Annotated in this window: 14 protein-coding genes; 9 read left to right on the plus strand and 5 right to left on the minus strand. The window is 71.7% G+C overall.

The genetic code is table 11. The features are described from left to right. Window positions 1-231 precede the first annotated feature (231 nt). The 6 genes from AB0D45_RS30375 to pstB all read left to right on the plus strand — a co-directional run bounded on the left by AB0D45_RS30375 (window position 232) and on the right by pstB (window position 8,161). A complete protein-coding gene (locus AB0D45_RS30375) occupies window positions 232-2,520 on the plus strand; it encodes an RNA degradosome polyphosphate kinase (protein WP_361610150.1) in 2,289 nt (762 codons plus the stop codon). After that, a complete protein-coding gene (locus AB0D45_RS30380) occupies window positions 2,501-3,517 on the plus strand; it encodes a CHAD domain-containing protein (protein ID WP_362464969.1) in 1,017 nt (338 codons plus the stop codon). Before AB0D45_RS30375 ends, AB0D45_RS30380 begins: the two co-directional genes overlap by 20 nt. Before the next feature lie 475 nt (window positions 3,518-3,992). After that, window positions 3,993-5,132, plus strand: coding sequence for a phosphate ABC transporter substrate-binding protein PstS (gene pstS / locus AB0D45_RS30385; RefSeq protein WP_362464971.1), 1,140 nt, complete (start codon window positions 3,993-3,995; stop codon window positions 5,130-5,132). A 125-nt stretch (window positions 5,133-5,257) separates the two neighbouring features. Then, window positions 5,258-6,247 (plus strand): phosphate ABC transporter permease subunit PstC, encoded by a 990-nt coding sequence (gene pstC, locus AB0D45_RS30390; RefSeq protein WP_362464973.1) that lies wholly within the window; start codon window positions 5,258-5,260, stop codon window positions 6,245-6,247. Then, a complete protein-coding gene (pstA, locus tag AB0D45_RS30395) occupies window positions 6,247-7,329 on the plus strand; it encodes a phosphate ABC transporter permease PstA (protein ID WP_362464976.1) in 1,083 nt (360 codons plus the stop codon). The genes pstC and pstA overlap by 1 nt, the downstream gene beginning before the upstream one ends. A 55-nt stretch (window positions 7,330-7,384) precedes the next feature. Then, window positions 7,385-8,161 carry a phosphate ABC transporter ATP-binding protein PstB gene (gene pstB, locus AB0D45_RS30400; RefSeq protein WP_361609343.1) on the plus strand — a complete coding sequence of 259 codons (777 nt, stop codon included), beginning with the start codon at window positions 7,385-7,387 and terminating at the stop codon, window positions 8,159-8,161. A gap of 116 nt (window positions 8,162-8,277) precedes the next feature. Here pstB and AB0D45_RS30405 read toward each other — a convergent pair whose 3' ends face one another. Both AB0D45_RS30405 and AB0D45_RS30410 read right to left on the minus strand, forming a co-directional pair. Further along, window positions 8,278-9,276, minus strand: a complete 999-nt coding sequence (locus AB0D45_RS30405) for an inorganic phosphate transporter (protein ID WP_362464979.1) — start codon at window positions 9,274-9,276, stop codon at window positions 8,278-8,280. A gap of 5 nt (window positions 9,277-9,281) precedes the next feature. After that, window positions 9,282-9,902, minus strand: coding sequence for a DUF47 family protein (locus tag AB0D45_RS30410; RefSeq protein WP_042818429.1), 621 nt, complete (start codon window positions 9,900-9,902; stop codon window positions 9,282-9,284). A 191-nt stretch (window positions 9,903-10,093) separates the two neighbouring features. On the opposite strand from AB0D45_RS30410, the gene AB0D45_RS30415 reads away from it, so the two are divergent. Beyond that, window positions 10,094-10,408: a metal-sensitive transcriptional regulator gene (locus tag AB0D45_RS30415; protein ID WP_042801353.1), complete on the plus strand. Its 315-nt coding sequence runs from the start codon at window positions 10,094-10,096 to the stop codon at window positions 10,406-10,408. Window positions 10,409-10,505: 97 nt separating this feature from the next. Here AB0D45_RS30415 and AB0D45_RS30420 read toward each other — a convergent pair whose 3' ends face one another. Continuing rightward, window positions 10,506-10,658 carry a hypothetical protein gene (locus tag AB0D45_RS30420; RefSeq protein ID WP_361609362.1) on the minus strand — a complete coding sequence of 51 codons (153 nt, stop codon included), beginning with the start codon at window positions 10,656-10,658 and terminating at the stop codon, window positions 10,506-10,508. A gap of 147 nt (window positions 10,659-10,805) precedes the next feature. Next, complete coding sequence (locus AB0D45_RS30425; RefSeq protein ID WP_362464983.1) at window positions 10,806-11,630, minus strand: hypothetical protein; 825 nt, start codon at window positions 11,628-11,630, stop codon at window positions 10,806-10,808. A 190-nt stretch (window positions 11,631-11,820) separates the two neighbouring features. Between AB0D45_RS30425 and AB0D45_RS30430 the strand changes: the two genes are divergently transcribed. Together AB0D45_RS30430 and AB0D45_RS30435 are read left to right on the plus strand one after the other, a co-directional pair. Further along, window positions 11,821-12,039 (plus strand): hypothetical protein, encoded by a 219-nt coding sequence (locus AB0D45_RS30430; protein ID WP_361609364.1) that lies wholly within the window; start codon window positions 11,821-11,823, stop codon window positions 12,037-12,039. A gap of 175 nt (window positions 12,040-12,214) precedes the next feature. After that, window positions 12,215-12,385 (plus strand): hypothetical protein, encoded by a 171-nt coding sequence (locus tag AB0D45_RS30435; RefSeq protein ID WP_362464986.1) that lies wholly within the window; start codon window positions 12,215-12,217, stop codon window positions 12,383-12,385. A gap of 119 nt (window positions 12,386-12,504) precedes the next feature. On the opposite strand, the gene AB0D45_RS30440 is transcribed toward AB0D45_RS30435, so the two are convergent. Beyond that, window positions 12,505-13,200 (minus strand): phosphatase PAP2 family protein, encoded by a 696-nt coding sequence (locus tag AB0D45_RS30440; RefSeq protein ID WP_362464988.1) that lies wholly within the window; start codon window positions 13,198-13,200, stop codon window positions 12,505-12,507. Between the last annotated feature and the right edge of the window lie 67 nt (window positions 13,201-13,267).

The following is a 13,267-nucleotide window of genomic DNA, read 5'->3' on the forward strand; positions in this document are numbered from 1 at the left end:
GGAGGGCCGCCCGCGTACTGGACGTACTCGGGCGGGCCCGACAACGCGGCGAGGTGCGGTGCCAGGCGTCGCAGGGCAGGCGGGACTTTGCGGACGCCCCCTAGGAAGCCATACGCCATTAACCGGGCATTCAGACACGCTTGCGAGTCTCCCGGCATGCAGCCCCGACTCCGTCTGACGGCAGACACTTCCGACGCGCCTGTCCTGCCGCGTGCGCGGAAGAATGGAGTCATGAGCCACCAGCCCAGCGCAGGCCCCGCCGAGGTCCCCGCCCAGCACCCGTCTCACGCCCCCGCTCCCGCCGCCGAGAGCCAAAGCGGCCCCGCGAAGCCCCGCCTCGGCTCCATAGCCGCACACCGCCCCCACGCCGCCCGCGTGGTCGGTCACGTCGACCTCGATCCCGACCTCGACGCGGACCTGGACGCCTACGAGGACAAGGACGAGAGCGGAGAGCTGCCCGCGAACCGCTTCCTCGACCGGGAGCGCAGCTGGCTGGCCTTCAACGAGCGGGTGCTCGAACTCGCCGAGGACCCCGCCACCCCGCTCCTGGAGCGCGCGAACTTCCTGGCGATCTTCGCGAGCAACCTGGACGAGTTCTTCATGGTCCGCGTCGCCGGCCTCAAGCGCCGCATCGCCACCGGCGTCGCCACCCGTTCGGCCTCGGGCCTCCAGCCCCGTGAGGTGCTGGACCTGATCTGGACCCGCTCGCGCGAGCTCATGGCCCGGCACGCCGCCTGCTACCAGCAGGACATCGCCCCGCAGCTCGCCGAGGAGGGCATCCACCTCATCCGGTGGCCCGACCTCACCGAGAAGGAGCAGGCCCGCCTCTTCACCCTGTTCCGCAACCAGATCTTCCCGGTGCTCACCCCGCTGGCCGTGGACCCCGCGCACCCGTTCCCGTACATCTCCGGCCTCTCCCTCAACCTGGCCGTCGTCGTGCGCAACCCCGTCAGCGGCCACCGCCACTTCGCCCGGGTCAAGGTCCCGCCCCTGCTCTCGCGCTTCCTGGAGGCCTCCCCGCAGCGCTACGTCCCGCTGGAGGACGTGATCGCCGCGCACCTGGAGGAGCTGTTCCCCGGCATGGAGGTGCTCGCGCACCACATGTTCCGCGTGACCCGCAACGAGGACCTCGAGGTCGAGGAGGACGACGCCGAGAACCTCCTCCAGGCCCTGGAGAAGGAGCTCATGCGACGCCGCTTCGGCCCGCCCGTGCGCCTGGAGGTCGAGGAGTCCATCGACCCCGGCGTCCTGGACCTGCTCGTCCAGGAGCTGAACGTCACCGCCGCCGAGGTGTACCCGCTGCCCGGCCCCCTCGACCTGACCGCCCTCTTCGGGATCTCCTCCCTGGACCGGCCGGAGCTGAAGTACCCGAAGTTCGTCGCCGGGACCCACCGCGACCTCGCCGAGGTGGAGTCCGCGTCCGCACCCGACATCTTCGCCGCGCTGCGCGAGCGCGACGTGCTCCTGCACCACCCGTACGACTCCTTCTCCACCTCCGTGCAGGCCTTCCTGGAGCAGGCCGCCGCCGACCCGGACGTCCTCGCGATCAAGCAGACCCTGTACCGCACCTCCGGCGACTCCCCCATAGTCGACGCCCTGATCGACGCCGCCGAGTCCGGCAAGCAGGTCCTCGTACTCGTCGAGATCAAGGCCCGCTTCGACGAGCAGGCCAACATCAAGTGGGCGCGGAAGCTGGAGGAGTCCGGCTGCCACGTCGTCTACGGCCTGGTGGGCCTCAAGACCCACTGCAAGCTCTCCCTCGTCGTCCGCCAGGAGGGCGACACCCTGCGCCGCTACAGCCACGTCGGCACCGGCAACTACCACCCCAAGACGGCCCGCCTGTACGAGGACCTCGGCCTGCTCACCGCCGACCCGCAGGTCGGCGCGGACCTCTCCGACCTCTTCAACCGGCTGTCCGGCTACTCCCGGCGCGAGACCTACCGCCGGCTGCTGACCGCCCCGAAGTCCCTGCGCGACGGGCTGATCTCGCGCATCGACAAGGAGGCCGACCACCACCGGGCCGGCCGCCCGGCGTCCGTCCGGCTGAAGATGAACTCGATCGTCGACGAGGTCCTCATCGACTCCCTCTACCGGGCCTCCCAGGCGGGCGTCCCCATCGACATCTGGGTCCGCGGCATCTGCGCCGTACGCCCCGGCGTCCCCGGACTGTCGGACAACATCCGGGTCCGCTCCGTCCTCGGCCGCTTCCTGGAGCACTCCCGGGTCTTCGCCTTCGGCAACGGCGGCGAACCCGAGGTGTGGATCGGCAGCGCCGACATGATGCACCGCAACCTCGACCGCCGCATCGAGGCACTGGTCAGGGTCACCGACCCGGCCCACCGCGCGGCACTGGACCGGATGCTGGAGACCGGCATGTCCGACGCCACCTCCTCCTGGCACCTGGGCCCGGACGGCGAATGGACCCGGCACAGCACCGACGCCGAGGGCCAGCCGCTACGGCACGTACAGGAGATGCTCATAGACGCCCGGAGGCGCCGGCGTGGCCCTGCCAAACCATGACGACCTGACCGCGGGTGACGTGCTCGGCGCGTACCTGCGCTCCCAGGCCACCGCTTTCCTGCGCGCGCTGCGCCTGCACGACGCGGGCACAGCGGGCGGCGCCGACCCCGCGGACGCCGGCGAGGCGGCGTACGGGCTGCGGGGCGCGGCCCGCCGGATCGCCGGCTCGCTGAGCACGTTCCGGGCGGTCACCGAGCCGGGCTGGGCGGACCCGCTGCGCACGGAGCTGGTCTGGCTGTCCTCCACCCTGGCCGACGAGCACGCCTACGCCGCCCGGCTGTCCCGGCTGATGGACGCCCTCCAGCGGCTGTCCGCCTCCCCCGAGGTCCCCTCGCCGCGGAGCGGTCCGGGCTCCGGCGCCCTCACGGTGGGCTCGGCGCGGGCGGGGGCCCTGCTGGAGCGGCAGCTCACGCTGGCGCGCACCCGGGCGCACTCCGCCACCCTCCAGGCGCTCGGCTCGGCCCGTTTCCACGCGGTGGCCGACGCGGTCGCGGTGCTGGCCTCGGAGGTTCCGCTGGACCCGGTGGCCGCCCGGGGCCCGGCCGCGGAGGTGCTGGAGCCGCTGGCGGAGCTCACCGGGGCCCGCCTCTCGGGGGCCGTCTCGGCCCTTCCCGCCGCGCAGGGCACCCCGTACGCCGCCCACGAGGACGGTGCCTGGCACGAGGTGCGCCGCCTGCTGCGGGTGCACCGCTACGCCCGGGAGGCCCTGGGCGGGGACGTGGCCCGGCTCGCGGCGGCGGGCGAGGCCCTGGACCGCCACCGGGACGCCTCCGAGGCCGCCGCGGCCTCGGCGACGGCCGCCCGCACCCCGCGCATCGCCCCGGCGACGGCGTACGCGCTCGGCGTCCTGCACGCCGACCAGCGCCACGCGGTGGAGGCGGCCCGCGTCTCGTTCCACCACCTCTGGCAGCCGGCCGCCACCGCGGCGGCCGCGCCGCTTCCTCCGGCCCTGGGCGGCCCGGTCCGCGTCACGGCCGAGGCCGCCCGGCGCCCGTAGGGGCGGGCCCGCCGCTGCGCGGGCCGGATCCGCGCGGCGGATTCCGGCCCCGGCGGCGTGGGAGGCGCGAGGGGCCGGGGGGGCGGAGCCCCCAGCGGGGGATACGGGCGCCGCCCCGGGGGAAGGGGCCAGAGCAGGGGTCCGGCGGGGCACCGCCGAAATCCGGCCACCCGCCTGGTGCCACCCGACCGGCCAGGGCACCGGCCCCGCAACGGTAACGGCGGCATAACGGGCGGATAACGCCCGATTGCGCCCGGGTACGAACCGCCGCGTCCACACCGGGCCGTCCGCCACGGTTCACCCTCCGTTCACCACGCGCGGTCGACCGCTTCACCTGTTCTGCCTAATTTCGGTACTGCACGGTGCGAGCCGATCGGGAAATCACGGCGCCGCACCACACAAGCCCCGTAGTCCTCTTCGCACGCCGCCCCGATAAAGAAAGCGGCCGGCGGCCCCTCGGAAGGAACACCCGAAAGTGAAGCTTCAGCGCAAGAACCGGCTTCGTGCCTCCGCCCTCGGGGCTCTCGTCGTGTCCGGCGCCCTGGTCCTCACGGCGTGCGGCTCGGACGACAACACGAAGACCGGTGCCGACGGCACCCCGAAGGCCTCGGCCGCCGCCCCGGGCGACGTCAAGTGCGACGGGGCCAAGGGCAAGCTCCTCGCCTCCGGCTCCTCCGCGCAGAAGAACGCCGTCGACCTGTGGGTGAAGAACTACATGGCCGCCTGCTCCGGCGTCGAGGTGAACTACAAGTCGTCCTCCTCCGGTGAGGGCATCGTCGCCTTCAACCAGGGCACCGTCGGCTTCGCCGGCTCGGACTCCGCGCTGAAGCCCGAGCAGGTCGAGGAGTCGAAGAAGGTCTGCACCGGCGGCCAGGGCATCAACCTGCCGATGGTGGGCGGCCCGATCGCCCTCGGCTTCAACGTCTCCGGCGTGGACAAGCTGAACCTCGACGCCGCCACGATCGCCAACATCTTCAACGACAAGATCAAGAAGTGGGACGACGAGGCGATCAAGAAGCTGAACCCCGGCGTCACGCTCCCCTCCACCGCCATCCAGGCCTTCCACCGCTCCGAGGACTCGGGCACCACCGAGAACCTGGGCAAGTACCTCAAGGCCGCCGCCCCCGACGCCTGGTCCTTCGAGGCCTCGAAGAAGTGGCCGGCCCCCGGCGGCCAGGCCGCTTCCGGCTCCGCCGGCGTCGCCTCCCAGGTCAAGGCCGTCGACGGCGCGATCGGCTACTTCGAGCTGTCGTACGCCGCCTCGCAGAGCATCAAGACCGTCGACGTCAACACCGGCGCCGGCACCCCGGTCAAGGCCACCCCGGAGAACGCCTCCAAGGCCATCGCCGCCGCGAAGGTCGCCGGCACCGGCTCCGACCTGGCCCTGAAGCTCGACTACACCACCAAGGCCGAGGGCGCGTACCCGATCGTCCTCGTCACGTACGAGGTCGTCTGCGACAAGGGCAACAAGGCCGAGACCCTCGGCACCGTGAAGTCCTTCCTCGAGTACACCGCCTCGGACGCGGGCCAGAAGGTCCTCACCGAGAACGGCTACGCGCCGATCCCGGCCGAGATCAACACCAAGGTCCGCGACGCCATCAAGTCGCTCGCCTAGTCCCGCCCTCCCGGCCCGGGCCGATCCTCCGCCGATCGGCCCGGCGCCCGGGACCCTCCCCCCACCAGGGGGAATCCGGTGCACCGCCGCCAGGGGGCCCGCCCCCCACACAGACCGGAAAGACCATGGCTTCCACCACACCCAGCCACACAGACACGGCTCCGCCCGTCTCCCCGGGCGGCGCGTCCACCGGCCGCGCCGGTGACAGGATCTTCGCCGCGCTCTCCAAGGGCTCCGGCATCCTGCTCCTGGTGATCATGGCGTCGATCGCCGCCTTCCTCACCTACCGGGCCGGCATCGCCCTGTCGAAGAACGAGGGCAACTTCCTCACCACCTTCGACTGGAACGCCTCGGCCAACCCGCCCGTCTTCGGCATCGCCGTCCTCCTCTTCGGCACCGTCGTCAGCTCGGTCATCGCGATGGCCATCGCGGTCCCGGTCGCCGTCGGCATCGCCCTGTTCATCTCGCACTACGCGCCGCGCAGGCTGGCCGCGCCCCTCGCCTACGTGGTCGACCTGCTGGCCGCCGTGCCGTCGATCGTCTACGGCATCTGGGGCGCCCTCTTCCTGGTGCCGCAGCTGAACGGGCTGAACCTCTGGCTCGACGAGTACCTCGGCTGGACCTACGTCTTCGACAAGACCCAGGTCGGCGTCGCCCGCTCGCTCTTCACCGTCGGCATCCTGCTCGCGATCATGATCCTGCCGATCGTGACCAGCGTCAGCCGCGAGGTCTTCCTCCAGGTCCCGCGCATGAACGAGGAGGCCGCCCTGGCCCTCGGCGCGACCCGCTGGGAAGTCATCCGGATGTCGGTGCTGCCCTTCGGCCGCTCCGGCGTCATCTCCGCCTCGATGCTCGGCCTCGGCCGCGCGCTCGGCGAGACCATGGCCGTGGCCACCGTCCTCTCCCCCAGCTTCCTGATCTCGCTGCACGTCCTGAACCCGGGCGGCGGCACCTTCGCGCAGAACATCGCCGCGAAGTTCGACGAGGCCAACGAGTTCGGCCGTGACGCGCTGATCGCCTCCGGCCTGGTCCTCTTCCTCCTCACCCTGCTGGTCAACGGCGCCGCGCGCCTGATCATCGCCCGTCGCAAGGACTTCTCGGGGGCGAACGCCTGATGAGCCACGCACTCCAGGACCAGCGCCCCACCCGGGCCCGCACGTCCTCCGCCCCCGCCGGACTGACCCGCGGCGGCCTGCCCCGCTGGGCCCCCGCCGGCACCGCGGTCGTCTCCGCCGTGCTCGGCAGCGTCACCGGACTCGTCTTCGACCTGCACAGCAAGGTCCAGTGGGGCCTGATCGCCGCCCTGCTGTTCGTCGTGATCACCTACGCCTCCAGCGCGGTCGTCGAGAACCGCCGCCAGGCCAAGGACCGCGTCGCGACCTCCGTCGTCTGGGTCTGCTTCGTCCTCGCGGTCGTCCCGCTGCTCTCGCTGATGTGGACCACCGTCAGCCGGGGCATGACGGTCCTCGACGGCGACTTCCTGGGCCACTCCATGAACGGAGTGACCAGCTTCGAGCAGGGCGGCGGCGTCTACCACGCCCTCCTCGGCACCCTGGAGCAGGTCGGCCTCGCCACCCTGATCGCCGCGCCCGTCGGCCTGCTGACCGCCGTCTACCTGGTCGAGTACGGCAAGGGCCGGCTCGCCCGGGCCGTCACCTTCTTCGTCGACGTCATGACCGGCATCCCCTCCATCGTCGCGGGCCTGTTCATCCTGACGACCTGGAACCTGATGCTCGGCTTCGGCCCCTCCGGCTTCGCCGGCGCCATGGCCCTGTCGATCCTGATGATGCCGGTCGTGGTCCGCTCCACCGAGGAGATGCTGAAGCTCGTACCGAACGAGCTGCGCGAGGCCGCCCTGGCCCTCGGCGTGCCGAAGTGGCGCGTGATCCTCAAGGTCGTGCTCCCCACCGCCATCGGCGGCATCTCCACCGGTGTCATGCTGGCAGTGGCACGCATCGCCGGTGAGACCGCCCCGATCATGCTGCTGGTCTTCGGCTCCCAGCTCATCAACGGCAACCCCTTCGAAGGCGCCCAGTCCTCGCTCCCCCTCTACATCTGGGAGCAGTACAAGGTCGGCAGTGAAGCCTCCTACGACCGGGCATGGGCCGCGGCGCTCGTCCTGATCGCCTTCGTCATGATCCTCAATCTGGTGGCCCGCGGCATCGCCCGCTGGAAGGCCCCAAAGACCGGTCGCTAGAGCATCGACTTGCGGCTCCGCCGCGTGAGACTTGTATGAAAGAGAAGTGACCCTCATGGCGAAGCGAATCGACGTCAGCGGACTGTCCGCCTTCTACGGCAGCCACAAGGCCATCGACGACATCTCGATGACCGTGGAACCGCGCTCCGTGACGGCCTTCATCGGCCCGTCCGGCTGCGGCAAGTCCACCTTCCTGCGCACCCTGAACCGCATGCACGAGGTCACCCCCGGCGGCCGGGTCGAGGGCAAGGTGCTGCTGGACGACGAGAACCTGTACGGGCCCGGCGTGGACCCGGTCGCGGTCCGCCGCACGGTCGGCATGGTCTTCCAGCGCCCCAACCCCTTCCCCACCATGTCGATCTTCGACAACGTGGCGGCGGGCCTGCGCCTGAACGGCAGCTACAAGAAGTCCGAGCTGGCCGACACGGTCGAGCGGTCCCTCAAGGGCGCCAACCTCTGGAACGAGGTCAAGGACCGCCTGGGCAAGCCCGGCTCCGGCCTCTCCGGCGGCCAGCAGCAGCGCCTGTGCATCGCCCGCGCCATCGCCGTCGAGCCGCAGGTCCTGCTGATGGACGAGCCGTGCTCCGCCCTCGACCCGATCTCCACCCTCGCCATCGAGGACCTGATCGGGGAGCTGAAGGAGCGCTTCACGATCGTCATCGTGACGCACAACATGCAGCAGGCGGCCCGCGTCTCCGACCGCACCGCCTTCTTCAACCTCGCCGCCGTCGGCCAGCCGGGCAAGCTGGTCGAGATCGACGACACGGACCGGATCTTCTCCAACCCGTCCGTCCAGGCGACCGAGGACTACATCTCGGGCCGCTTCGGCTAGACGCCGGAACCCGTCTGGACGTCCTGCGGTGCTGCATGGCGGTGCCGCCGCAGGGCGAAGGAAAAGGGCCGGCTCCCCCTGGGTGGGGGGGAGCCGGCCCGCTTTCGTACCGCTGCTCAGACGAACGCCAGGTTCACGATCCAGAAGCTGACCGCGGCCACCAGGGCCGCCGCCGGCATGGTGATGAACCAGCCCAGGATGATGTTCTTGGCGACGCCCCAGCGGACCGCGTTGACCCGCTTCGTCGCGCCCACACCCATGATCGCCGAGGTGATCACGTGGGTGGTGGAGATCGGCGCGTGGAAGAGGAACGCCGAGCCGAACATGATCGACGCACCGGTGGTCTCGGCGGCGAAGCCCTGCGGCGGGTCCAGCTCGATGATCTTGCGGCCGAGGGTGCGCATGATGCGCCAGCCGCCCGCGTACGTGCCCAGCGACAGCATCACGGCACAGACGATCTTGACCCAGATCGGGATGGCGTCGCCCGGGCCCTGCACGTCGGCGATGACCAGGGCCATCACCACGATGCCCATCGTCTTCTGCGCGTCCTGAAGGCCGTGGCCCAGCGCCATGCCGGCCGCCGACACCGTCTGCGCGATCCGGAAGCCGCGCTTGGCCTTGTGCGGGTTGGCCCGGCGGAACATCCACAGGATGGCGACCATGACCAGATAACCGACGACGAGGCCCACGACCGGTGAGACGAACATCGGGATGACGACCTTCTCGACGACCCCGGACCAGATGACCTCGGTCCCGCCGGCCAGCGCCGCGCCCACCATGCCGCCGAAGAGGGCGTGCGAGGAGGACGAGGGCAGCCCGAAGTACCAGGTGATCAGGTTCCAGACGATCGCGCCGATCAGGGCGGCGAACAGGATCCACATGCCCTTGTTGCCGTGCGGGGTCTCGATCAGGCCCTTGCTGACCGTCTTGGCCACCCCGCTGCCGAGGAAGGCACCCGCGAGGTTCATCACGGCGGCCATGGCCAGCGCCGCGCGCGGGGTCAGGGCCCGCGTGGAGACGGAGGTCGCGATGGCGTTCGCGGAGTCGTGGAAGCCGTTCGTATACGTGAAGCCGAGCGCGACACCAATGGTCACGACCAGCGCAAAGGTGTCCACGAGGTTCAGGACTCCTTGACCGCGATGGTCTCCACCGTGTTCGCGACGTGCTCGAACGCGTCGGCGGCCTCTTCGAGCACATCGACGATCTGCTTGAGCTTCAGCACCTCGATGGCGTCGTACTTGCCGTTGAAGAGCTGGGCGAGCAGCTTGCGGTGGATCTGGTCGGCCTGGTTCTCGAGGCGGTTGACCTCGATCCAGTACTCGGTCAGGTTGTCCATCGTCCGCAGGTGCGGCATGGCCTCGGCGGTCAGCTCGGCCGCCCGCGCCAGCACCTCGATCTGCTGCTCGACGCCCTTGGGCAGCTCCTCCACGTTGTAGAGGACGACGAGATCGACCGCCTCCTCCATGAAGTCCATGATGTCGTCGAGCGAGGACGCGAGGCTGTAGATGTCCTCCCGGTCGAACGGCGTGATGAAGGAGGAGTTCAGCTGGTGGAAGATCGCGTGGGTGGCATCGTCCCCCGCGTGCTCCGCCGCCCGCATCCGCTCCGCGATCTCGGCCCGGGCGGAGGGGTCCGCTCCGAGCAGTTCCATGAGGAGCTTGGAGCCCGTGACGATGTTGTCCGCGGATGCGGCGAACATGTCGTAGAAGCTCGTCTCCCTGGGGGTCAGACGAAATCGCACGTGAGGTCCTCGGGGTGCATTGGATTCGGTCAGGCTGATGCTAGGCGCATCCCCCGGCCACGGCTAACCGGCGGTTCCCCAGTGTCCCATCAGGCAGAGTGGGCGGCACGGACCCCTGTCCCCTCGGCGTGGGCGAAGTACCCTATACCCATGAGGGGTATAACCCCTCTTTCCGGACCACGGGAGGACCGATGACGACCATCGAGGCGGAGGGCTCCGGAGCCGTCCACGGCTACCACCACCAGAAGGACGAGCACCTCAAGCGACTGCGCAGGATCGAGGGCCAGATCCGCGGCCTCCAGCGGCTCGTCGACGAGGACGTGTACTGCATCGACATACTCACGCAGGTCTCGGCCAGCACCAAGGCCCTCCAGTCCTTCGCCCTCCAGCTGCTGGAGGAGCACCTGCGCCACTGCGTCGCGGACGCGGCCGTCAAGGGCGGCACCGAGATCGACGCGAAGGTGGAGGAGGCCACGAAGGCCATCGCCCGCCTGCTGCGCAGCTGACCGCCGGGGCCCGGGGGCCGGGGCTCCCGGCAACGGCCCGACGGGCGACCGCCGGGGGGCTTCAGGGGTTCAGGGGCTAGCCGGGGGGCTTCAGGGGCTAGAGGCAGATGCCCATCAGCACCTCGTCGATCCGGTCCTGGCTCAGCCGCTCCTCGGCCGCGGCCGAGGCCGCGATGATCAGCTCACCGCACAGTTCGATCTCGGCGAGCGCCACGTGGTCCTGCACCGTCATGCCGCCTGCGGGAGTCACGCGTGTCACCTCTCTCTGCCGTCCTCGCCCGTCGGCGCTCGGCTTCCCAGCGTAGGGATCGCGCCGCGCGCCGCGCATGACACGGATGGACCATTTCCGGATAGCGGGGCCATGGCCCGGACGCACCGCTTCCCCCCGCCCGGCCGGCTATTCGGCGATCTTCCCGGCGAAAATGTCCCCGCTTGCGGGCAATACGACGGTCACCGGAGTCCCGAAGCCGTACAGCAGCGTGGTCGAGGAGACATCGATCACGCCATTCTTGACGTACGTGAACCGGTGCTGGACCTTCCGCAGCCGGCCCTCCTCGTCCAGGTAGGCGTCGAACGGCACGCTGTCCTTGCTGAACCCTTTCGCCGCGGCCTCCAGGGCCCCCTTGACGCCCGGTGAGGCGCTCTTCGCGGCCCGCGCGATGTCCGCCGTCCCCCGGTAGTGCCGCACCCTGGTGCCGGCCACCTCGGTCTCGCCCACGTACGTCACCTCCTGCGCGCCCCGCAGCAGCTCGGCCGCGGCCACCGGATCGGTGGCGCCGCCGGTGACGAGGTTCCCGTCGGAGAGGGCGGCCGTGTCGAGCCGGACCCACTTGTCGTCGGGGACGCCGGCGCCCCGGTTCTTCATGTAGAGCGCGCCCGGGACGAGCAGCTCGGTGATGGGCCGGTGCTCGGGCTGTCCCTTCACGTCGGCGGGCAGCATCACCAGCAGCTGGCCCATCCGCTTGCGGAAGTCGACCCCGCCCTCGCCCCGGATCGTCACCCGGGTCCCGCCGGTCGCCATCTCCATCGCCGTACGGGTCCGCGCGCTCCCGGCCGCGGTCAGCGCGTCGGCGGCGCCGCGCACCGCGGCGGCCGGGTCGCCGGGGGGCCGGTCGTCGCCGGAGCCGCCGCGGGAGCCGCCGCCCGGGCCGGTTCCCGTGCCGCTGGCCGCTCCGCACGCGCTGAGCGCGGCGACGGCCACCGCCGCACAGACCGCGAGCACCGCCTCACCCGCACGCCTGCTCCGTCGCCTGTGCTGGTGCACCACCATCGCCTGCCAACCCCCAACGCGTGACAGCTGTTTGCCCGAGGCCCCCACCCGCTCCGTTTAACGAGGTCCGGGGTTTCCCGTAACGGGCCGCCGTGTTCCGGGGGCCGTACCGGAGCGGGCCGGTCCCCGGTACCGTGGAGGGGTGGATTCCCGCACCAGGGCGACCGCGGTCGCCCCGTTCGCCTCTGTGCCCCTGCCGCGGGATCCCGCGGAGCCCGCACAGCCACCCGTCGGCCACTCCACGGGCACCGCGGAACGCGGCTCCTTCTGCCTCGCCGTCTGCAGCTGCGGCTGGACGGGGCCCGCCCGCCGCTCCCGCGACCTGGCCCGCAGGGACGCCACCCGGCACACCGCGGGGTAGCCGCGGCGCCCCCGCGCCCCCGCACTCCGCTTCGTCCGTTCGGACGCCCCGGCTGGCCGGGCGCCCCCGGACCGGTTGCCCTGGTTCCATGCCAGGTACCGCACCCCGTGTCGCCGCCCTCCTATGGGCCCTGCTGATCGCGCTCGCCCCGGCCGCGGCGGCCCGGGCCCGACCCGTGGGCTCGGCGGACGGGCCGGCCGACGTCGCGCTGGCCATCGCGGTCACCACCGCGGCGGCCGTGGCCACCGGACTGTGGCTGCGCTCCCGCTACCGGCGCGACGGGACGGGGGCGGAGACCGAGCAGCCCGGCCGCGCCGGCGACGGCGGCGAGAGCGGCGGCCCGTGAGCCCGCGGCCGCGGCCGGCGGCGGTGCGGCTGTGCTTCGGCGCGGCGGGACTGTGCCTGCTGGTGGCGGCCCTGCTCGCGCTCTGGAACGCGTACGCCGGCTGACCCCGGCCGGCGGGGCTACGCCGCGAGGTCGCTCTCGGCCGGGCGCTGCGCCAGCTCGACGGGGCGGGCCACCATCCGCTCCCGGGCCCGTACGAGCCGTCCGAAGCGCGGCGACCGCGCGACCGCCCTGACCACCGGGGCCAGCGCCGCCATGGCGAGCGGGGCGAGCAGCAGGACGACGGCGGTACCGAGCGCGAACCCTCCGACGACGTCGGTCGGGTAGTGCACCCCGAGGTACACGCGGCACAGCCCCTCGGCGAACGCCAGGGCGATCCCGACGAGGCCGAGCCGGCGGTTGACGAGGAACACCCCGATGCCGAGGGCCATCCCGAGGGTGGCATGGTCGCTGACGAAGGAGAACCCGGCGCCCGGCGCGCCCGCGCCGCCGAGCACCTCGATGCCGTCGTGCTGGAGGAACGGCCGGGGCCGGGCCACCAGTTCCCGCAGCGGCACGTTCACGAGGAGGGCGACGGCGGCGGCGAGGGGGGCCCACACGAGCGCGGCGAACGACTCGACGGCCGCCGCCTCGTCCTGCCGGCGCGCCCCGCGCCAGCACCACAGCACGAGCAGGACCATGGCCAGCGGAAGTCCGTACGAGCCGGCGAAGGCCACGGCCCGGTCGAACCAGCCGGGGGCGTGCCGGGAGAGGGCGTTGATCCCGTACAGCAGGCTGACATCCACATTCGGCCCACCGGTTGTGAGTCCAGCCATGCGACGCGGCCCCTTGCTGCCTAGGTCCCCTGCGGACGCACGGCGGTGTGCGCCCCTTCAACCCCCC

The sequence above is a fragment of the Streptomyces sp. NPDC048352 genome (assembly GCF_040651895.1).
Classification (GTDB): domain Bacteria; phylum Actinomycetota; class Actinomycetes; order Streptomycetales; family Streptomycetaceae; genus Streptomyces.